15 protein-coding genes and 1 pseudogene are annotated in these 20,903 nt (G+C 60.4%); 4 read left to right on the top strand and 12 right to left on the bottom strand.

Going from position 1 to position 20,903, the window contains the following annotated elements; translation table 11 throughout:
• Positions 1-110: 110 nt before the first annotated feature.
• Genes ABIB66_RS38120 through ABIB66_RS38110 form a run of 3 tightly spaced genes read right to left on the bottom strand, consistent with a single transcriptional unit; the run spans position 111 to position 3,314 of the window.
• Positions 111-803, bottom strand: a complete 693-nt coding sequence (locus tag ABIB66_RS38120; RefSeq protein ID WP_354210286.1) for an endonuclease/exonuclease/phosphatase family protein — start codon at positions 801-803, stop codon at positions 111-113.
• A complete protein-coding gene (locus ABIB66_RS38115; RefSeq protein WP_354258441.1) occupies positions 803-3,043 on the bottom strand; it encodes a VTT domain-containing protein in 2,241 nt (746 codons plus the stop codon). Before ABIB66_RS38115 ends, ABIB66_RS38120 begins: the two co-directional genes overlap by 1 nt.
• Positions 3,018-3,314 (bottom strand): hypothetical protein, encoded by a 297-nt coding sequence (locus tag ABIB66_RS38110; protein ID WP_354210282.1) that lies wholly within the window; start codon positions 3,312-3,314, stop codon positions 3,018-3,020. Before ABIB66_RS38110 ends, ABIB66_RS38115 begins: the two co-directional genes overlap by 26 nt.
• 319 nt (positions 3,315-3,633) lie before the next feature.
• Between ABIB66_RS38110 and ABIB66_RS38105 the strand changes: the two genes are divergently transcribed.
• The gene (locus ABIB66_RS38105) at positions 3,634-3,840 is read left to right on the top strand and encodes a hypothetical protein (RefSeq protein ID WP_007591053.1); all 207 of its coding nucleotides are present in this window, start codon (positions 3,634-3,636) and stop codon (positions 3,838-3,840) included.
• A 24-nt stretch (positions 3,841-3,864) separates the two neighbouring features.
• Here the strand turns inward: ABIB66_RS38105 and ABIB66_RS38100 are convergent, their stop codons facing one another.
• A complete protein-coding gene (locus ABIB66_RS38100; protein WP_354210281.1) occupies positions 3,865-4,620 on the bottom strand; it encodes a DUF7168 domain-containing protein in 756 nt (251 codons plus the stop codon).
• 522 nt (positions 4,621-5,142) lie between these two features.
• Here ABIB66_RS38100 and ABIB66_RS38095 point away from each other — a divergent pair.
• Together ABIB66_RS38095 and ABIB66_RS38090 are read left to right on the top strand one after the other, a co-directional pair.
• Positions 5,143-5,322, top strand: coding sequence for a hypothetical protein (locus tag ABIB66_RS38095; protein WP_354210280.1), 180 nt, complete (start codon positions 5,143-5,145; stop codon positions 5,320-5,322).
• A 16-nt stretch (positions 5,323-5,338) separates the two neighbouring features.
• The gene (locus ABIB66_RS38090) at positions 5,339-5,587 is read left to right on the top strand and encodes a hypothetical protein (RefSeq protein ID WP_354059478.1); all 249 of its coding nucleotides are present in this window, start codon (positions 5,339-5,341) and stop codon (positions 5,585-5,587) included.
• A gap of 531 nt (positions 5,588-6,118) precedes the next feature.
• Here the strand turns inward: ABIB66_RS38090 and ABIB66_RS38085 are convergent.
• The 8 genes and pseudogenes from ABIB66_RS38085 to ABIB66_RS38050 form a co-directional block, all read right to left on the bottom strand.
• Entirely contained in the window at positions 6,119-6,454 is a 336-nt protein-coding gene (locus ABIB66_RS38085) for a hypothetical protein (protein ID WP_354210279.1), read from the bottom strand.
• Between the two features lie 1,651 nt (positions 6,455-8,105).
• Positions 8,106-8,375 (bottom strand): hypothetical protein, encoded by a 270-nt coding sequence (locus tag ABIB66_RS38080; RefSeq protein WP_354258436.1) that lies wholly within the window; start codon positions 8,373-8,375, stop codon positions 8,106-8,108.
• A gap of 2,490 nt (positions 8,376-10,865) precedes the next feature.
• Positions 10,866-11,018, bottom strand: coding sequence for a hypothetical protein (locus ABIB66_RS38075; protein ID WP_354258433.1), 153 nt, complete (start codon positions 11,016-11,018; stop codon positions 10,866-10,868).
• Between the two features lie 143 nt (positions 11,019-11,161).
• The gene (locus tag ABIB66_RS38070; RefSeq protein ID WP_354258430.1) at positions 11,162-11,329 is read right to left on the bottom strand and encodes a hypothetical protein; all 168 of its coding nucleotides are present in this window, start codon (positions 11,327-11,329) and stop codon (positions 11,162-11,164) included.
• A gap of 874 nt (positions 11,330-12,203) precedes the next feature.
• Positions 12,204-12,449: a hypothetical protein gene (locus ABIB66_RS38065; RefSeq protein WP_354258564.1), complete on the bottom strand. Its 246-nt coding sequence runs from the start codon at positions 12,447-12,449 to the stop codon at positions 12,204-12,206.
• A 271-nt stretch (positions 12,450-12,720) separates the two neighbouring features.
• Positions 12,721-13,074 (bottom strand): annotated as a pseudogene (gene tnpB, locus ABIB66_RS38060) (IS66 family insertion sequence element accessory protein TnpB); the annotation flags it as partial.
• Positions 13,071-13,502, bottom strand: a complete 432-nt coding sequence (gene tnpA, locus ABIB66_RS38055; protein ID WP_354258427.1) for an IS66-like element accessory protein TnpA — start codon at positions 13,500-13,502, stop codon at positions 13,071-13,073. The pseudogene tnpB and the gene tnpA, both read right to left, overlap by 4 nt.
• A gap of 390 nt (positions 13,503-13,892) precedes the next feature.
• Complete coding sequence (locus ABIB66_RS38050; RefSeq protein ID WP_354258546.1) at positions 13,893-20,789, bottom strand: Ig-like domain-containing protein; 6,897 nt, start codon at positions 20,787-20,789, stop codon at positions 13,893-13,895.
• Between ABIB66_RS38050 and ABIB66_RS38045 the strand changes: the two genes are divergently transcribed.
• A complete protein-coding gene (locus tag ABIB66_RS38045) occupies positions 20,710-20,880 on the top strand; it encodes a hypothetical protein (protein ID WP_354258561.1) in 171 nt (56 codons plus the stop codon). The genes ABIB66_RS38050 and ABIB66_RS38045 overlap by 80 nt on opposite strands.
• Positions 20,881-20,903 lie beyond the last annotated feature (23 nt).

Raw genomic sequence — 20,903 nt, 5'->3', positions numbered from 1 at the left:
GGAAAGAGTTCCCTTGGTCCCGCTGGGCAGCACTGTGGGCCGACTGCATAAATGGGCGAAAACAACCCCATGCACAGTAGCCAAGTGCTTCTGCAGAAAGCACTTTTTTATCACGCTGACGATGCATTTGGCTCCGCGGAGATCTCGATGTCCGCAATAACGGGCAAATGGTCTGAATAGGCCCTCGCCCCTTCATCGGTCCAGACTTTCCCGATCGGGCTGTCGGATGTTGCGTAGATGCGGTCAAGCCGCAGAAGGGGTAAATGCGACGGGAAAGTTCGCAGCCGCGTACGGTTTGGACAGGCCTGCGCGAGCACGCGCCGCACCGATTTGATCCAGAACCAGTCGTTGAAATCCCCGAGGACGACGGTCCTTCCAGGTCTCACCAGGCTCACCAGTGCCTGAGCCTGCGCATGGCGCTCGTGGATACTCAAGCCGAGATGCGTGGCGACCACGCGGACATCGCCGACCGGCGTCAGTAGTCCCGCGGCGATCGCTCTGCGCGGCTCCCGCTCACGATACGACACGTCGACGATCTCGGGCGGGCCGGAGAATGGAAAGCGGCTCAGGAGCGTCTGGCCGTATTCGCCATCCGCCGTGACGATCGACTTGGCGTGAACACGGTGATCGCCGACGACGCTCGCCAGCTTGGCAAACGGATCGTCTGATCGCGATCGCGAATCCACCTCCTGAAGCGCGACGACATCGGGAGCCCATTTGCGAATGATGGAGCAGATACCCTCCAGATCGAACTTCGGATTGAGATTGAAGGTGCCGTGCACATTCCACGTCATGAAGCGCATCAGCGCCTCCCGGCGAGCCACGTCGCGACGAATTGCGCGCCTGCGCAGATCGCGAGCCAGCCCAGGAACGCCAGTGCGAGCAGCAATATGTTGACCCAGGACGCATTCCTGGCGAGATCTGCGATCTGAGCCCCCAAAACTGCCATGGCGAGAATGCCGGGCGTCATGCCAAGCAGCGTTCCGACCAGGAAGTCACGCAGAGGCAGCGTGCTGGCGCCAGCCACGACATTCACCACCGAGAACGGCGCGATCGGAATCATCCGGATGACGACGACGGCCAGGATGCCCTTGCCGACAACACGTTCCTGGATGCGCGCGGTACGTCGTCCAAGCAATCGCTGCAGGCGTTCGCGGCCGAGTGCCCGTCCGATCGCAAACAGGACAAAGGCGCTGAGCACGACGCCCGTCATGGCGGTGACGAAGCCTAACCACGGTCCTAGCGCGGCAGCAGTTGCCGCAATGAGCACGAGAACCGGAAAAACCACCAGCCCGCCGACGACGAAAGCTGCAATCGCGAATGGCGGCCCCCAGATGGACTGCGCGTAGCCAGACAGCAATTTCGACATCCGGCCTGCGTCGGCGAAATCGCTCAATGACGTGTACGACCAGGCCATCGCCAGGCCAAAAAGCGCCACGGCAATCGATACCACCCCGATGATCGTCTTCGTGTTCCACATGCGAGATGCCGCCCGCTCCAGATGAAGAGGCCGCTCCGGGTCCGCCACCGGCTGAACCATTGTGGCCAGAGTGCTGGTCAGCACTGAGGATTCCACGTCTCGCAGCGCCTTCGTCCCACCGGCTCTCGAGACGTCGTCCAGGAGCGCAAAAAGACGATCGTCGTTTTCCGCGACGGCCTGTTCATCGAGACCGCAGAAATGCGCGATCAGGCGACGGCGGACCGAGGCGATGAACTCCCGGTGCTCGCTTGAGGCGGCTTCAAAGATCAGGTCACATTCGCTGTCGGCACCCATCGATCGATTGTTTAGATTGGCCGAACCGATCCGCAAGATCCGATCGTCGACGATCATGAGCTTGCTGTGCACCATCACGGCCGCTTCCGTATCCCCATTCCCCGACACCGGATAGACGAAGCGAATGCGATCGGCGATGCCGGCCGAACTGAAGCAGTCGATGAAGTCACCCCGGCCGTTCTGCATGGCCTGGGATTCCAGCCACGAGGAATGCAGTTTTGGCGTGACGACCAGAACCCGAAGCGAAGGCACGCGCAGCATCTGCTCCGCCAGTTCGCGCGCGATCTTGGTCGCGCTGGTGAACTGGTTCTCGATGTACACGAAGCTCGTCGCGGACCGGATCGCTGCGATCAACGAGCGTTCGACCTCCCGGAGCGTCGAACCTGCCGGACAGACCACCTCGGTCCTGGCGAGACCGACCGGCATATGCTCCGCCTCGACCGGCACATTCGCCGGCCAACGCAAGCTCTTCAGCGGGCGCCGATCGTCAATCTGTTGGCCTGCCGCGCGCCAGCGTTGCTCCACGAGTTCGCACAGCCACGCCGCCGCGTCCCCGTCGACCATGCATTGAACATCATGAAACGGAAGGTATGGCTTGCCCTGGGGATCACAGCGCGATGCGTGATCAGCGCGATGATCACTCGTGTCCCAGCGCCTGATCGTCAGATCGAGCCCACCGACGAACGCCAGTGAACCGTCGACACAGACGATCTTCTGGTGTTGGGCCGAACCAAATGGAAGCGTGGAATCCAGGTGAAAACGGACCCGGCCATCGGTTTCGGCGGTAAATTTGGCCGCGGAATTCCATTCCCTCTCGGACGCGTAGAACGAGACGAAGTCCCAGACCAGAATGTTGATCCGCAAGGTGGGACGCCGTTGGACAAGCGCGCGCAGAAATGGGCCGAGCTGTTCCGGCAAGCCATCCTCCGCTCGCCCGGACTCTCCGACCAGCCTGGTCTCACTATGGATATCCCAGCCGACGATATAAATGAGGTCCCGCGCCTGCAGCAGGGTCTGCCGCAGGGCCGCGAAATAAGCGGCCGCATCGTTCAGAACCGCCACGCGCCGCGCCTCGCACCGCCGCCAGACGGTGTCGCCGGGGATCAGGGTCGATGAGCTCTGAAGCAGGTCAACCTCGCCATTCGCATTCGCGTCTAAACGCGCTGAACGCTGAACGGGTTCCTTGTCTTCACGACCGGGGCTCGCGTGCGCTGCGCCCGTATGCTGGAGCGCACGATTGCCGCTACTTGGTTCGGACAGACTTTGCACCGGCGCCTTTCAAGGCGTCTGCAATCTTCTCGGGCGCATCGCCGTGAAAATCCACGGAGACCTCGATCCGGCCTTCCAGCTTCTGGTGCCCCTCCGGCGCAGGCGCGGCCTTGGCGTCAGGACCGGCCGGGCGTGTCCCCGACGTGTTCGCGCCACCGACGGCCTGGACGAAGACATCGGTTCGCGGCACGCCGCATTCCTGCACGACATGCTCAACCGCGAGCTCGGCGCCGCGGCGCGTGTCGAATTCTCCGATGATCGTACTTTCCAAGGGCGCCCTCCGTGGCTGGACCAGAGTGCGAACAACAGGCCAGCGAGGGCCAGGTTCCTGAACGCGCGGGCGTTTAGAACCGAATGATTCCAAACATGAACAGCAGCGCGAGAGTGATCAACCCGGAGACCAGCAGCGAGCCGAGGCATCCCAGCCGATTCGAGAAAAAGAAGAACATACTTCGCCCATCCCATAGCTTCGTGCCGGGCTAAGTTCTCCCATTCGACAGCGTTCCTCGAGGCGTTTTGGGACGCGCGAACAAGAACCAATCCAAGGACCAATCCAAGAACCAATCATCGAGCGGGACGTTAAGTCCGCGATGTCAGACGCTTTTGATTATTTCCGAGCGCATGCGGTCCGAGCCCTTTGCAAAGCCCGGGCGATGCCGCGCGGACGCATGAAACATCTGCAAACCGTCGTGGCCCGCATCTATCACCTGCTGACCAAGGAGGCTGCGTACGGGCCGAACCTGCAGCACATGGACGACTTCCGGGCAGCCCAGAAGCTCGAGAAGTCCATCGACTGAACTGCAATGACGGTGACGCGGCGTTCAGCTCCCTTCGGGAGTGGTCCTTGACTGCGCAGCGCCGAGGGACTTGCCAAGCCCCGGATTGATGGCCAGCGACGCTCCGGCGGCGCCGCCGGCTTCATAGGCCGTCATCGACACCATCCGGCTGGTGCTGCGCTGGGTCCGCATCTTCAGATCGAGCTTGTCGAACTCCGCATCGACCACCGAAGTCTTGAGAACCACCAGCCCGCGGCCGGTGCTTTCGTTGACCTGATCGCGACTGGCCTTGATCGCCAGCAGCCTGTCCGCGATTGAGGCCACCATGCCGAGCGCAAAGGAGGCATTGGCCAGATGCCGCTCCTGGTGCCGGAACCTGCTGTAATCGACCGAGGTCTTGAAGCGGCCGAGTTCAGCGCGCACGGCGCCGTCGATCAATTCGGCCAGATAATGCGCGACCTCGACATCCGCGCCGAGACCGAAGAACACATAGCGGTTCTCGCCGGCCGCGCTCTTCTCGCGCCAGACCCGACAATCGCAGAAACGAGCGATCGCGCCGATGCAGTCGTCCAGCGGAATTCGCTTCTTGCGAAAAGTCTCGTAGACCTTCCGTTCGCACGGCGACGCCCGCAGCTCGACGTCGGAGAGCGACAGATCGTGGCGATCCAGCAGCTCGGCGACCTTGGCGGCCGCCGACAGCGCCTCGTCCTCGGTGCAGCCATTTGCGATCGTCTTGGCGCGCAACGCCTGAATGCGGAGCTTCAGCTTGTCGAGCGCGGCCGGATTAGAGGTCTGATGCACTGATTACCTGTCCGGGAAAGCCCGACGGATAGAACCCGGTCGGATAGACTGGCGGAAGGGGTGTCTTGTCAACTGTATTGATCTTCGACTTTTTTCGAACGGACCTCACTCCTTCTACGTGCGGTGCACGACTCGCCGCACTGACCATAAAATGCAGAGACGAGGCTTCACTACAATCGACGTTCTCGTCTATTTCCACCGCAGCTGACAAATCACTGTCGGGAGCAGACCACCACAAGCCGAACGAGGTTGCGTTGGCGCCTTGGCATTGGCGGCTGCGTCTTGTTCACAGTATTTCGAGCTTGCGGTCAGCCGGCTTTGATCCCTGCGCTTGCTGAGTAGTCGGCAGCAGCCTGGTGGATTGAAAGACGCACTGATCAAGGCCGTCGATCGGTTTTGTGCCGCGACACATTCCTGAAGGGACTGGACCCACTGTTAAGGTTTAGCGGTCAGGTTAACCCCAGCGAACGTTTTGCTGGGAGCGTCGAATTCGATATGACCTCGAAATAGAGGAATATTCGAATGTCCAATAGAACCGCATTTCAAACTGCAGACGCAGACGAGCCCCACAACTTTTTTGATCCCGTCATTCCCCTCACCTTCAGCGCTGTAGCCCTCCTGGCCACAGCTGTTTCGCTGGAGGCGATTGGGTTCATCGCTTGGCAGCCAGCCACCTTTTTGGTTGCCTATATCTTTGGCTGACGCGCGATTGGCTGGCATGAGCGAATTCGAAGGCCTATCTGACCAGTTCATTCTGCGGATGCACGAGTTCATCCGCCAAGAGGTGCAAGCAGATAGGCTAGCCGGCACGCGTTTTGTCGGATTGCCAGCGAGGCTGCGCGCGGAAGCTCTTGCAGGGGAAATCGAGCGACGCGGCTTGTTCTGCACGGCAATTGAATGGCCTCAGCATCTTGAGCCTGGAGCGGACAAATACGCACCGACCATTGGACACCGGAAGACGATCTAAAAGGCTCCCGCGTAGCGGCCTCGGTCTATCCAGTCCCCGGCCCCTCCGACCCGGGGCCGCCTCTCCATGAGCCTACCGCCTGGTTGGCGCCTCGCGCAGCTAACTCCCGGTCCAGATCTTTCAGTCGCCCGAGCAGGTGCTCGACGATCTCCATGCAATCGGAATGTCCCAACGACTGCACGCCATTTGAATGCTCACGAATTCTCCGCCGACTTCGCCCCAGAGACGGTACGGCTCAAATTAGAAATGGGTTTCGCTAAAGCGAAAGGCCGCAGGGTGGTTCCAGCCCCCACTGCGGCCATCCCGGTCAAATTACAAACTGGTACTTAAATCTCGCCGGTGTTCTCACAGTAGAACACCGTGTTCCGAAAAAGGATTCCGTAAGACTACCGGAATTCAAGGTGGCCCGCATTGTCACTCGGGCGCAAAACTGGCACCGATTCCTCACCAGCCCCCATGCTCCCGGCTGCCGATCAATTGCGGATCAGAGCGCCGGGAGCGACGCTAGGACTTCCCAGACTCCGGAGGTCGCTATCGCCACAGCCGGCGCGTGATGTTGAACAACGCCGCAAGCGGGATGCCCGCCAAGACACCCAGCATGCTGCACGACGTGACCAGCAGCGCAGCGCTAAGCGGCCCCGCGCTTATCGCAAATCCATAGGCTGCGCCTAAGCCTCCCAGCGTTCCGGCAAAGACGACCATGTTGCGGTCGTTGCGCGCCTCGACGTTATAGATCGGGGGCCATTTGCGGTGAAGAATGGGAGGACCGAACGGCACCTTCGAGCCGCAATTTGGGCAGGCCGACGCACTCGGTGAAACCGGGTGGTCGCAGTCGTGGCAATCGATCAGCTTTTTGGTCCGTCCCATGCCGCAAATCGTAGCGGCGGGGCGGCCAGTCCACAAGTTCGGCAGCTACTCCCAGCACACCGTCCTGCATGACCACAGCAGGGCCGCTCTGATCCCCGCATTCCCCGCGTTTGACTGGCGTTAAAAACCTGCGCGCCGTGCGCCATCGGACTAGGAGATGGCGGAAGGGGTGTCCGGTCAACCCCTTTGTTTCGACATCACTTTACGCGAGCTGAGCGGCGCTAGCTACGGTCCTTACAACGGTCATTTTGATACCCTTAGAACCGTAGTTTTTCGCACGAGCGCGTTCGGGGTCCGCGCCGCCCCTCCTCGTCGTGCCAAAGAATTGGAAGAGAGCAGGTGGTGATCGATCGAGCCGTCTACATAGTCACCTGCGGCTCGCCGCCAACTACAGCTTCCTGTATGGGGAGCCTCCATGCGCCTGATCCAGCTCCTGCTCATGCGCTACCGATTGCGGCTGACCCGCTACGCCCTAAGGGGCAGTATGTACCTTGCTCTGCTCAGCAAGGCGCTGCATCGCCTTTGATGTTCCAGAAAGATACGCCGCCGGGCTTGAAATGAAGCGTCCCGGCGGCGCCCTGTACCAAACTGGGGACCAGCAATCCCAGTCACCAGTAAATGTGCAATGCCTATGCCACGCTGATGTGACAGGCCCGCCGTTTCACGCTGGCGGGCCTTTGCCATGGAAAGGCTCGCTGGCAAGGTCGATTTAGACTAAGCTGCATTGGCTACGTGATTTCGACGTGGCGATATTCAGGAAAGCTATTTGGAGGCAGCAAATGTCGATCCTAAGAGCTATTGCCTTGTTCACAATGGTTGCATTTGGGGGCGCCGTGATCGCCGCAGGGTTCGTCACGTCTCCCGCATCGGCGGGGAAAATGAACGGGAAGCCCGGCGGAGGACGTAACTCAGCGCATTACGATACCCCGAGCAACGGCACCGCGAAGCCGCCAACCTCGACAAAGAAGTAAGCGCACTGATCTGATCTGATGCCCGCCGGTTCACGCCGGCGGGGCACTATGCTAGCACCACGGTGCCGTGCCGATCGTGCGGAACGTCGCGGCGTCGGTCGCAGGAGAAGCTTTTTAGCCGTTCCTGCGACCTTCACTTTTGAGGCTCCGGCGCTCTGATCCGCAATTGGATCGGCTGCCGGGAGCATTGGGGGCTGGAAAGTCAGCCGTGCCATGTTCGCTCTAAGGTGACGGCACCTCCGGTAGTTGCACGGAGTCCATTTTCGGAACGGGGTGTTCTACTGTGAGAACACCGGCGAGATTTAAGTACCGATTTCTGTTTTTCCGGGATGGCCGCAGTGGGGCTGGAACCACGCTGCCGCCTTTCCCTTGAGCGAACCTAATTCTTTGTTGAGCCGTATCTGGCCGGAGCAATGTTTTCCGGGGGACGATTGTGAGCATCCAAGGCATCGTAGCGACTATATTGGAGCAAGAGCTGGCCTCGCGGGGCGTGCGGTCATTGCGGCATTCCGATTGCATGGAGATCGTGGAAAACCTACTCGTTCGTTTGAAGGAGCTGGACCAGGAATTGGCGGTACGAAATAGAGAGCAAAGCTAAAGCTCGAACGGAGAGACGGCCCCGGCTGGCTGGGGGGCCTGGGGCTGGTGCCGGGACCGCTCCGCCAGCTCGAAGGAGGGAGCTAGCAAACCTCCAATTTTTCCTCTGCGCGTTCGTTCCTCTGGCGGACGTTCGAGGTCGCAAATTGGGGCGGCTTGCCGCTGCTGAAATCCGGTCTGACCTGAGCCCCTCGGTTGCCGCACCCGGCGCACACAAAACGCGGCTCAATATCAGACAACCGAACGTAGTCCGGCCAGCGATCGGCGCTTAGACCGATGTTGTGACCGCAATGGCAGTGGATCAGGACGCCACGCAAGCCCATCTCGCGCATCTCGCCAAAGGTAATCTTCATCTGACGGCCGTCAGCATGCGTAGGTGTGTGGCGTCGAAGGGGGGCGAGACATGCCGGCTTCAAAGCGGCATCGTAAGTACTTCGCAAATTGTCGATTCCTAGTAGGTCAGGCTGCGCGCCCGCTACTGCCTATCGTGGGTGAGAAAAGGTCGAGTACATTGGGAAATTTACGGGTTGAGGGCCGCCGGTTCACGCTGTCAGGGTGATCTGCAAGGCCGTAACCTACGTATGCAGAGCATGGATCTCAAACGCGAAAAAGAAGCGCTTAGGGGTAAACCGTCATATTGGGAATGGGCGAAGCTAATCGCGGCGTCCATCCTTATCGCGCTTGCAGTTGATGCTTTCGGGCTAGCGATCTGGTGGTACTTCATAAAGTGACGCCGCCAGTGGGCGGCCTCTTTCAGTCTAGCGGAGCGAGCCGTTCCTGTAGTTGTCGGCCATCTCCAGCAGCGCGGCATGCTCAACCTGATCTTCAGTCTCAGCCGCCAAAGGGGTGTCCCGTCAATTCTTGAAACTGCTGGGGTTTTCCGTCTGAGCCGCACGCAATCTACGGTCCCGACCACGGTTCTTTTGGCAGCTTCGCGGCCGTAGTTTTCCGCCATCTCGAGCAGCGCGCCGGCCTCGCCGGGCACCCTGCTCTCCTCCGCCAAGTCGCGGCACAGCCGCTCCATGCGCGCGAGCTCGTCGATGTCGTGCTGATGCTGCCCCATGTGGCCGATCAGACTCCCGCCGTGCACTAAGCCGTCAAGAGTCGCCACCCGGAAATTTCCCAATACCGCTTTCGTCGAGCCGGCTGGATGATCGCGAAGTGAAATCATCGAAGCCAAAGCAGTGGACCGAGAGCGAACGAAAGAGGCTTGCCGCGATGGCACGTCGGCGCGCCGCGTCGGAAATTGCGGCAGTCCTCGGGCGGCATGTCGGATCGGTGAAGCGGATGGCGCGAGAGATGGGCTTGCTCCTAAAGAAATAACAAGCGGCTCTCCTACACCTACGACGCGCAGTAGCTCGCGCGCGCCTCGACCTACTAGGGATCGATAATTTGCGAGGTACTTACGATGCCGCTTTGATGGCGGCATGCACGCTCGCCGTCGATACATAAAATGGGCCGGTCACTATCCGCCCCGCAGCCCCACTGAATGGCTGGCTGACGGCCATGTGACCTGCAGCAGCCTGAACGGCCGCTGCGATCGCAGGGTCGACGTGCAGCTCGACACACTCCCGCAAGATCAGCCTTGGGCGCGCGTCGGCTTGCGCATGATCTCCTCAGCATGTGGCGCCGCGGGATCTGTGCATATCGTCCCGAACTGGCATGACAGTCGCGGGCAAGTCAGGCCAAGCATGGGCTTGAGGTTTTGATTCCAGCGATGAAGCACGTCACCGAACGCCCTTTTGCCGTTTCGGCTTCTGGCGCGGCCCATCAGCTCTCCTCGCGCTCGGCGACTTTTTCGAGGCGATCAGAAGACGAAACGCGCGATCGACTAGCTAGTATTTCGCAATCATGGCATCGCGGTCTTCCAGCCCTGCCAGACCTTCTATCCTGATATTTGATCTGTTTCCCGGTCTGGCAGTTGTCCTGATCGTGATACACATTACGCTGGGAGGGCGGATATTCGAGTGACTTGATGTGATACGAGGCCACTTTAGACATCAGCTTCTCCAAAAGCATGTTGGTTCAATAAAGCCTGTTATTAGCTTCGGCGAGACGCGTGACGCTCCCCGTTTCATAGACCAGTATTTCTTTTCCTACCCTCGGATGGTTTGGGATCTAGTGCGCTCCCTGGTGACTCCCTAGGAGCGCTGAGCACGCCAGCGTGATTCGGCGCACCCACGACGCGCAGTAGCTCGCGCGGGTCGTCGGCCCACCAGGAACGAGACGATGTCCTTGATGCCGATGCGCGCTGGTTGTGCACAAAATGTCGGCGACATCTTCCATTTGGGAACGCCCGTCGCGAGCACGCATTAAGGTTGCGATTCTCCGTCGTGCGCAACTAGGGAATTGGAATGCGCAATTTGCTCGCCAGCGCTCTTGATAAACTCGCGAGAGAGCTCGGAACGCTCGCGCTCCGCCTGACCTACGCGCCCCCGAGAACGAAGTCTTGGGGCCGCGCGCCATCGCAGACCGGAGCTATAGATCCGCGCTCCGTCGCCCCGGCCATCCCACAAGCGCCCTCTGAAGGCGGGGCCGTTGTCAGCCCTTCGGGAGGTCGGCCGCGCCGCGGCTTCCTACTCGTTGGACGACCGTCGCAGCCCAAACTGCGTTCGCGGTTCCGCGGAGTCACTAGGCTGGGGCTGCGTGGGTTTTTCCGCTCGTTTGCGTTTCGCGCGCGACTTTATAGCCAACGCAGCGACGTATGCGGCCGCAGGCCAACCACGAGCTCGAGGATCAGATGCTCCATGCCCAATGATATGCAATGAAATAGTCAATGGTCTTTTAAGGAGCCCTAGAGGGATCGCCCGGGACGGCAACTTGTCGGACGCTAAGGCGCTCGCCTAGGTGGCGGCATTCTTCCTGACGGTCGACACAACTTCGATAAGGACCCGGCACTTTTCATATTCCTTAGCATCGCCCGCGATGGTACCGCGAAGCTCCCTACATTCGCCGCCGTCGAAGAACCACTTGTCTCTGCCAATGGCGACGATCACTTTGCATTTCGGGCATTGCACCTGCATGTGCCCATCATGCACTCAGAGTCGACGCATTTCAACTCACAACCTCAGCGAGTTTGGAAACGAAGGCTGATTTAATTGCGGATAAGAGCGCCGGGAGTGCTATGCCCGCCAGCCCGTTAAGCCCGCAGTTCAAGGCCGAAGTTTTCCGCCACACGCTTCACCGATGAGACGTACCTCTCCAACGCACTTGCAATCTGGACCGCGCCGGCGCCTTCTCGCGACAGCGCGAGCAAGAGTTGCACCTCCGCATCGGTCCATTCTTTGGGTTTGTCGTTTCTCTTCATCCGCGCAATGCTTTGATGAATGAATCAGACTTGTTGCGAAAAGGAAGAAAGCCCGCCAAGTGCGTTAACTAGCGGGCTTCCAGCCGGAAGTCGCAGCGAGTTCACCATTGCGATGCAGGATATATGAACGGAACAAGGTTTACGCTTTGTTAGCGGCGGCTGCGTAGCGTGTTGCTTGGGACGGGGCCGTGGGGGACATACGCGGCCTTCTGCTTGGGGTGAGAGCCCGCCAGCTAGCCAGCCCCGGCGGGTCCTCCCTCACCTTTGCTGCGGCAAGCCTCGCTCGCTCAATGCCTATTGCGAAGGAGTCCTGTCGTCTCGGTTGAGAAACCCGAGCCGTCGCTCCAGCTCTTCCTTCTTGGCCACGAGCCTCACGGCAAGAACGTCATTGACGAGCGTGTGGAGTCGCCACAGTTCCTCGAGAGACATGCCCTCGAACGGCTTTCGTTCCATGAATCCCCCGACTCACGAATTGTATGTAGCTTGGGCCGACAAGGGGAAGCTGGCAACTAGTCGTCTGTGGAGCGCGGAAGGTTAGAGGCGCCCGCGAACTTTAGCTATCCTTCTGACTGATCCTCTCCGCGGTCGGTGCGGCGTGCCAATCCTTCTTTGCTCAGCCTCGAGCACGCGGTTGCGAAGGGCTTCGAGTTCGGAAAGTTCAGAGATGAGTGCATCCAGATACTGGCGGCGCAGGACATCTGCGCGAGCACAATTACGCATGGAACGCCCCTAAAATAATCACACACAAAAACTGCGAGGCCGCTAACGCGGTAGAATATGGCCAGTACAGCCTTTGCATCAACTGGCGTCAAGATGCTCCTACCGGATGCAACGGGCGGCTTTCCCTCGAATGAAAGGCCCGCCGATCTGCTGGTTAGATGCCGAAGCGGGGAGCTGCGCGACGCGGCGGCCGTCGCGAGATGAAGCCTAAAAACTTCATGATGTTGTAATGACAATGACGCCCGGCCCACTGAATTTTCACGGGAAGCTGTAGCTCCGCGGCACGCTCCTCGCGATCCTGCTTGCGGAACTCGATCTCCTTGCGCTCAAACTCGGCCAACTCCTTCCGGGTGGCCTGTAAAAGCCGATCTCGCCGCAAACGTGGTGTAGGTTCTGTCATCGCCCGTCCTCTGCTGAGCCTGAGCTATCTCAAAACAGGAGGCGGGCAAAGGTTCTTTAGTGAGGAGACACGAGAGCCGCCACGCTAAACGCCACTACACAGGCGGCAGCTAGTGACCAGAGCGCTATTGCGATCTCCTTGGGCATCAAAGCCACTGCGGCGGCGGTTCTGAAGTTCCAGCGCGTTAGCCTACGCCTTGTAGAGTAGGAGCCCCAGCTCTCGGGCTTGCCGCCGCACCGAGCTGACGCGCCGTCGCATGGCTTTTGCGGCTTCCGACTTGCGTCGGCACGACCGTCTCCCGTGCCACGTGGACACGCCGCCAATCGAGCCCTTCGAGCAGCGCCGACAATTCCGCCGCCGACAAACGCATCACGCCATCCTCGATCTTCGGCCAGCGGAAGACGCCGTCTTCGAGCCGCTTGGCGAACAGGCACAAACCCGTACCATCCCAGAAGATCAGCTTGATCCGGTCGGCGCGCTTGGCACGGAACACATAAACAGCACGCGAGAACGGGTCAGCCTGCATGTGCTCGCGTACCAATATGGCAAGCCCCTCCATTCCCTTGCGGAAGTCGACCGGCTTGGTTGCCACCATCACCCGGACAGTTCCGGACGGGCCGATCACCGGCTTGCCGTCAGCGCATGGACGATGGCCGCAATCATCGCCACATCCGCGCCTCGGCCGACCCGGATAGTGACGCCCTCGGCTTCGATCTCGATGCCCCCGATATCCGGCTTGGCCTTGCGTCGCGCTGTCTTGCGCTCATGGCCAACAGCCACGGCCGGTACCAAGGCGTCTACCACCGCCGGTACAAACGGTGGATCGTCAGCCATCGGCGTCGGCAACTGGCGTGCTTGCCGGCGCCAGGTGAACACTTGTTGTGGGGTCAGCCCGTGTCGCCGGGCAATCTCGGAAACGACGGCGCCCGAGACCAGCGTCTCCTCGACGATCCGGGCCTTGTCGTCCTTGGAGAACCAACGACGGCGTCCCGTCTCCGTGATCACTTCCAGCCGGCGCGCCGTCACGTCCGATCTAAGCGTATGGTCAAGCATAGACACATCCCTTCAAAGAGATCGTGAAACTCGCCTATCCCATGTGCCGCGAGAAGGTGGGAGCGGAACGACGCTTACGCTAAGGTTCAGCTTCCGGGCCTAGGAAACGCACGTGAATGGTTATGCAGTGCTTGGAGCTGTCCAGCTGAACCCTGAGTTGGTTTATGGTTGCGCCATTTCCGACGACAACACCCCGCTTGCCGGCAAGCCTCGGGCCAGCTGATTGCGCCACAGCTATGCGAGTGCCCTTGTCCAGTCTCACAGCCACTGCGCTCTGCTCAGCTGCGGACCTCGAAATGCGACTACTCAGTGGCATGACTCACAACCTGTTCGACTCTCCTGTAGGTTCGACTGAGCATGAGAGCCACTATCGTATCGATGCGCCCAAAGTTACGTACCAAACAAATAATCGCTGCTATGAACACCAGCGGACGTAGCGATGCCCTTCAGCGTAATTAGTTCGTTGTGACCGTCCAAGCCGGAGTGTATCTGCCAAATAGAATCAGCACCCGCGGCACTGAAGAAGGTAAATGTCGCACCTTGCGCTGCCGTACCGAAACCCTCAAAATCGATAGAGTCTCCAGCTGCGGCGCCATTGCCAGCAAAGTCAGAGATTGTGGCACCATTGACAAGAGCTGCTTTGAACTTAAATTGATCGTTGCCCACTCCCCCGATAAGAGTGTTCGCTCCTCCATTTGCAATGAGGATATCGTCGCCTCCGCGGCCGTCCAATATTACACTTCCTGACTTGCCGGCAATCTGATCGCCAAAATCTGAACCCCGCACTGCAGCAACCCCGGTGAGTGAGTCGGTTCCGACACGTGCGACGTCCCCATTTGTGAGGCTCGTGGAGATTCCAGTGCTGAGGTCTACGTTCACGCCGCTGGCGGCGTGATAGAACGCTATGCGCGTGTTGCCGTTTCCCGTAATGGCATCATTGCCGGCTTCTCCTTCGAACTCGTTGAGCGTGCCATTGCTGCCGGCGTTCGCGCTGGAACCGCTGAACGCGCTTGCATTGAATATGTCAGCGAAATTGGTCCCGCGGATCGATTCGATCGATCTCAATGTATCGTTGCCGATCGAGGCGTCGCCAGCGACCGTCCCCGCTGCAAGATCAACGACAATTCCTCCGGTTGTCGTATCACTGGACGATGCCGAAAACATGGCGCGATCAAATCCGCCACGTCCGTCGATAGTGTCGTTGCCTGCACCTCCAATAAATTCCTCCGCACCAGTGGCATTATTGCTGCCAAGGAGTGCGTCGTCAAAATCTGAACCACGAATGGAGTTTACACCGCTCGTGAAAGTATCGACACCGACACCTGCTATATCACCTGCGGCCGCGCTTTGTCCCGTTCCAGCAGCTAGATCAACAGTAACCGCGGCGAGTGCATGCGAGTAATCAACACGAGTGTCCCCGTTTCCTGTCACGGTGTCGTTGCCCGCCATGCCTTCGAAGGTATTGAAGGTATCATAGGAACCGGCATTCGTGCTGCTGCCATTGAAGCCGGTGGCATCATACGAGTCTGCAAACCTGGTGCCTCGAATGAGCTCGACGCCATGCAATATGTCAGTCCCCACTGAGCCGTCCCCCACGACGGTTCCGGCTGCAAGATTGACATTGATAGCGGCGGAAACGCTGCTGTCGTTGTAGTTTGCGAGGTCGTAGCCGCCACGACCATCTATTGTATCGTTACCCCCGCCGCCGAAATAGACGTCCGTTACGGTCGCATTGTTAGTCCCAGAAATCACATCGTTGAAGTTGGACCCAACGACGGAGTTGACGCCGCCCATAATAGTGTCCGTTCCGACCGAGCCGTTCCCGATGGCCGTACCTGCGATCAGATCGATCGTCACGCCCGAGGTGGCATTGCTGTACTGAATCTGGGTAGAGCCGTTGCCGGTGATGGTGTCGTTGCCGCCGTTGCCCTGGAACGAGTTGAAGCCGGCATTGAACCCGCTTGCATTATAGATGTCGGCAAGGTTGCTAGCGAACGCGCTGTTAACGCCGCCGGTGAAGCTGTCGTGGCCGGTCGAGGCATCGCCTGACGCCGAACCTGCGCCTCCCGCCCCGATCGTAATCGTGACCGCGCCGGTGGCATTGCTATAGAGCACCCGCGTGTTGCCGTTGCCGGTGATGATGTCATCGCCGCCAAGGCCCTCGAACTGGTTGAAGTTGCCGTTGCTGGTCGAGACGTTCAGCGCGCTTGCCAGGCCATAGCCGGTGGCATCATAGGTATCGACATAGCCGGTGCCCTGAACACCCTCGATGTTGCGCAGCGTATCGGTGCCGCTCGAGGCATCGCCCGTCACCGTGCCAGCCGCCATGTTGACGGCAACCCCGCCCGTCACCGTGTTCAGGTTGTTGTAACTTGCCGTATCGAACCCGCCGCGGCCGTCGATGTAGTCGTCTCCCCCCAGGCCCGTGAACGTATTGTTGTAACTGCTGCCCAGCAGCGTGTCGGCGAAGACCGAGGCTTGAACGGCGTTGACGCCGGTGAAGCTATCGGTGCCCTCGGTCGCGCCCGTGGCACTGCCGGCCACCGTGATGGCCGTGCCGGCGGTGATCTGAAGGTCAACCGTAACGGCGGCCTGCGCGATCGAGTAATTAAGGCGCGTGTTGCCGTTGCCGATGATGGTATCGTTGCCGCCTGCGCCTGCAAAGTCGTTGAAGTTGCCGTTGGTCGAAGAGACGTTCAGGGCGCCGGCAAGGCCGTAGCCGGTCGCGTCGAAGGTATCGTCGAAGTTGGTACCCCGCACCGCCTCCACGTCACGGAGCGTGTCGGTGCCAATGGTGGAATCGCCAACAACGGTTCCGGCGGCAAGATTGATCGTAATACTCGACGTGGTCGCCACGTCGTTGTTGTAGGCGACCATGTCGTAACCGCCACGGCCGTCGATATAGTCGTTGCCACCGCGACCTTCAAAGACTTCATACGTGAAGTTGGCGTTGTTGCTGCCGTAGATCGTATCGCCGTAGGCCGACCCATACACGCCCTGCAATGCGTTGGTGAACGTGTCGTGGCCGACATTGGCCGCATCGCTGGCCGCCGTGCCCTGCCCTGTGCGGGCGGCAACATCGACCGTCACCGCAGCCGAGGCGCTGAGATACTCAACCCGCGTCAATGATTGACCCAGATCGTTGATGCGGCCGGAGATCACGTCGTTGCCGCCCCGGCCCTCGAAAGCGCTTTGGCCCAAGGCCACACCGGGCTGGGTGCTTGATCCCGTAAAGCCGGTCGCATCGAACGTGTCGGCAAAGTCGCCGCCCACGGCCGCTTCAATGCTGATGAGCGTATCACTGCCGACCCCGGCCCCGGAGCCGCTTCCAGCCGCAAGGTTCACGGTGACCGAGCCAGTCGCATCCGCATAAACCGCGCGATCAAACCCGGCGCCACCGTCCAAACTGTCGTTACCCCCAAGCCCCTGCAGCCGATCATTCCCGGCAAGCCCGAAGATACTATCGGCTTGGCTGGTGCCGACCAGTACGTCATTGGCGGACGTGCCGATGCTGTTGCCGAAGAGCAAGTCGCTGGCAATCAGGCTTCCCACCGTGACATTGGCCAGCGTTATGGTGTTGCCGCTGCCAAAGTCGATCAGCGTATCGGAACCCTGTTGCGTCGCACGGGCCTGGATGTCGGCGAGGGTGAAGACGCTCGTCACCCCGGACAGGTCGATCCGGTCGCCCTCGCTGCGATTGAAGTCGCCGATATAGTCCGCCCCGCCGATGGAGTAGACGAACGTGTCCGCACCCAAGCCGCCAGCCAAATAGTCATTGCCGCCGACGCCCGACAACGTATCGTCGCCACCATTGCCGAACAGGGAGTCGTTGCCCGAACTACCGGTGATGGTGTCAGCGAAGTTCGATCCCTGGACGCCACTGACGCCGCCAGTAATCGAGTCGGTACCGACCGAAGCGTTGCCCGAGGCAACTCCGGTGGTCAGGTTCACGTTCACGCCGGCAGTGGCGCTAAAGTACTCGATCTGAGTAGAGCCGTTGCCGGTGATGGCGTCATTGCCGCCGTTGCCCTGGAACGAATTGTACAATCCGGCTCCAAAACCGGAGGCATTGTAGGTATCGTTCAGGTTACCGCCGACGGCGCTGTTGACGCCGGTGAAGCTGTCGGTGCCGACCGAGCCATCGCCAGATGCAGACCCTGCCCCGCTGGCCCCGATCGTGATCGTCACGCCCGAGGTGGCATTGCTGTACTGAATCTGGGTAGAGCCGTTGCCGGTGATGGTGTCGTTGCCGCCGTTGCCCTGGAACGAGTTGAAGCCGGCATTGAACCCGCTTGCATTATAGATGTCGGCAAGGTTGCTAGCGAACGCGCTGTTAACGCCGCCGGTGAAGCTGTCGTGGCCGGTCGAGGCATCGCCTGACGCCGAACCTGCGCCTCCCGCCCCGATCGTAATCGTGACCGCGCCGGTGGCATTGCTATAGAGCACCCGCGTGTTGCCGTTGCCGGTGATGATGTCATCGCCGCCAAGGCCCTCGAACTGGTTGAAGTTGCCGTTGCTGGTCGAGACGTTCAGCGCGCTTGCCAGGCCATAGCCGGTGGCATCATAGGTATCGACATAGCCGGTGCCCTGAACACCCTCGATGTTGCGCAGCGTATCGGTGCCGCTCGAGGCATCGCCCGTCACCGTGCCAGCCGCCATGTTGACGGCAACCCCGCCCGTCACCGTGTTCAGGTTGTTGTAACTTGCCGTATCGAACCCGCCGCGGCCGTCGATGTAGTCGTCTCCCCCCAGGCCCGTGAACGTATTGTTGTAACTGCTGCCCAGCAGCGTGTCGGCGAAGACCGAGGCTTGAACGGCGTTGACGCCGGTGAAGCTATCGGTGCCCTCGGTCGCGCCCGTGGCACTGCCGGCCACCGTGATGGCCGTGCCGGCGGTGATCTGAAGGTCAACCGTAACGGCGGCCTGCGCGATCGAGTAATTAAGGCGCGTGTTGCCGTTGCCGATGATGGTATCGTTGCCGCCTGCGCCTGCAAAGTCGTTGAAGTTGCCGTTGGTCGAAGAGACGTTCAGGGCGCCGGCAAGGCCGTAGCCGGTCGCGTCGAAGGTATCGTCGAAGTTGGTACCCCGCACCGCCTCCACGTCACGGAGCGTGTCGGTGCCAATGGTGGAATCGCCAACAACGGTTCCGGCGGCAAGATTGATCGTAATACTCGACGTGGTCGCCACGTCGTTGTTGTAGGCGACCATGTCGTAACCGCCACGGCCGTCGATATAGTCGTTGCCACCGCGACCTTCAAAGACTTCATACGTGAAGTTGGCGTTGTTGCTGCCGTAGATCGTATCGCCGTAGGCCGACCCATACACGCCCTGCAATGCGTTGGTGAACGTGTCGTGGCCGACATTGGCCGCATCGCTGGCCGCCGTGCCCTGCCCTGTGCGGGCGGCAACATCGACCGTCACCGCAGCCGAGGCGCTGAGATACTCAACCCGCGTCAATGATTGACCCAGATCGTTGATGCGGCCGGAGATCACGTCGTTGCCGCCCCGGCCCTCGAAAGCGCTTTGGCCCAAGGCCACACCGGGCTGGGTGCTTGATCCCGTAAAGCCGGTCGCATCGAACGTGTCGGCAAAGTCGCCGCCCACGGCCGCTTCAATGCTGATGAGCGTATCACTGCCGACCCCGGCCCCGGAGCCGCTTCCAGCCGCAAGGTTCACGGTGACCGAGCCAGTCGCATCCGCATAAACCGCGCGATCAAACCCGGCGCCACCGTCCAAACTGTCGTTACCCCCAAGCCCCTGCAGCCGATCATTCCCGGCAAGCCCGAAGATACTATCGGTCTCAATTGTTCCTATAAGCACGTTGGCGCCAGCGTCACCAATCACCGTAACACCAGCCACGTCGAGGACAGCGATGGTGAGATCTTTGTCGAAGATATTGCCGGCTGCATCGGTGACCCGCACGGTGACCTGGTGCGATTGGGCGGTCTCGTAGTCGAGGCTCCCGGCCAGCAACAGATTGCCATTGCTGATTGCGAACCGGCCGCCGGCATTGTCCAACAGCGAAAAGGTCGCTGTCCCGGTACCACCCGGATCAACTTCCGATAGGGAACCGACCACCGTTCCTGTCGCACTATTTTCTGCGACACTCGTGTTTGACAATATGATGTCCGCTGGCGCCAAGGTGTCCACCGCAACACGAAATGCGCTTGAGGCTACACCCGTATTCCCTGCCAGATCGGTTGCCTTGGCCGTCAGCGTATGGCTGCCTTGACTTAAGCCCGCTGTCGTAATTGAGTAGCTGCCGCCGACCGCAATGCCCGTGCCAAGCACGGTCGTGCCGTCGGTGTCGTACAGGGTCACCGTGCTGCCGGCTTCCGCAGTACCTGCAACCGTTAGTGTCGGGTCGTTCGAGAAGCCGTTTTCGGCAACTAAACCCGTCAGCGGCGATACATCATCCGTCACCGTACTGATCGTCGCGGCGGACGGAGCGGTAGTATCGATCGTTACCGCTTTGCTAGCGGTGGTGCCGATGTTGCCGGCGGTGTCGATGATCCGGGTCTGGTAGCTGAAGCTGGTCGCATGCGTTGTCGGGTCGAGATGGCTCCAGCTCGTCGCGGTCGACTGCGTGACGTCCGCCCAGGTGGCGCCGCCATCGCTGGAGACCTGGATCTTCTCGCCAGAGCCCAGCGGGCCATTGCTGCCGGAGACCGTCAGCGTGGTGTCGCTGGTGATGAAGTCCGCGGCCGTGCCCGTGTCCTGGTTGATCGCCGTGATCGCCAGCGCCTCGGACGGAGCCGTGGTGTCCAGCGTGAAGCTCAGCGAGGCCGAACCGGTGTTGCCGAATCCATCGGTCTGGCTCGCCACGATGGTATGCACCCCATCAGCGAGACCGCCCGGGGTGAACGACCATGCCCCTTGCGCATCGGTCGTCACAGTGGTGGAGCTGACAACACCATCGATGGTGAAGTGCACCGTGGTGTTTGCCAGGCCCGTCCCGGTCAGCGCAGGGTTCGAAGTGATCTGGTCAAACGCCGCGGTATCGGAGGTCAGATGCTCCGTCACTGCCGGGCCGGTCGTGCTGAGCGTATAGACAACGGCATTGCTGGTCGTCGTATTGCCAGCAAGATCGGTCACCTTGGCCGTCAGCGAGTTGCTGCCATTGCCGAGCGTGACGAGGCTGCTCCAGCTGCCGTCGCCCTGCACGACGGCGGTGCCGATCGTGGTGGTCCCGTCCAGGATGGTGACGGTGGCTCCGGCATCGGCCACATCGACCGTACCGGCAATGGTCTGGTTCGCCTGGTTCGTCGGTCCGCCGGCATTGGAGATCGTGATGGTCGGCGCCGTCGTATCGATCGTTACCGCTTTGCTAGCGGTGGTGCCGATGTTGCCGGCGGTGTCGATGATCCGGGTCTGGTAGCTGAAGCTGGTCGCATGCGTTGT

The sequence above is a fragment of the Bradyrhizobium sp. F1.13.3 genome (assembly GCF_040548265.1).
Lineage (GTDB): Bacteria > Pseudomonadota > Alphaproteobacteria > Rhizobiales > Xanthobacteraceae > Bradyrhizobium.
Note: the sequence above shows the minus strand (reverse complement) of the source record. Positions and strands in the feature narration are given on the sequence as shown.

What these genes read in the sequence shown, in the direction of transcription:
- ABIB66_RS38090 (WP_354059478.1), top strand. Translation starts at nt 5,339, where the DNA reads ATGAGCGAATTCGAAGGCCTATCTGACCAGTTCATTCTGCGGATGCAC.
- ABIB66_RS38095 (WP_354210280.1), top strand. Translation starts at nt 5,143, where the DNA reads ATGTCCAATAGAACCGCATTTCAAACTGCAGACGCAGACGAGCCCCAC.
- ABIB66_RS38120 (WP_354210286.1), bottom strand. Translation starts at nt 803, where the DNA reads ATGCGCTTCATGACGTGGAATGTGCACGGCACCTTCAATCTCAATCCG.
- ABIB66_RS38105 (WP_007591053.1), top strand. Translation starts at nt 3,634, where the DNA reads ATGTCAGACGCTTTTGATTATTTCCGAGCGCATGCGGTCCGAGCCCTT.
- ABIB66_RS38085 (WP_354210279.1), bottom strand. Translation starts at nt 6,454, where the DNA reads ATGGGACGGACCAAAAAGCTGATCGATTGCCACGACTGCGACCACCCG.
- tnpA (WP_354258427.1), bottom strand. Translation starts at nt 13,502, where the DNA reads ATGCTTGACCATACGCTTAGATCGGACGTGACGGCGCGCCGGCTGGAA.
- ABIB66_RS38065 (WP_354258564.1), bottom strand. Translation starts at nt 12,449, where the DNA reads ATGACAGAACCTACACCACGTTTGCGGCGAGATCGGCTTTTACAGGCC.
- ABIB66_RS38070 (WP_354258430.1), bottom strand. Translation starts at nt 11,329, where the DNA reads ATGAAGAGAAACGACAAACCCAAAGAATGGACCGATGCGGAGGTGCAA.
- ABIB66_RS38080 (WP_354258436.1), bottom strand. Translation starts at nt 8,375, where the DNA reads ATGAAGATTACCTTTGGCGAGATGCGCGAGATGGGCTTGCGTGGCGTC.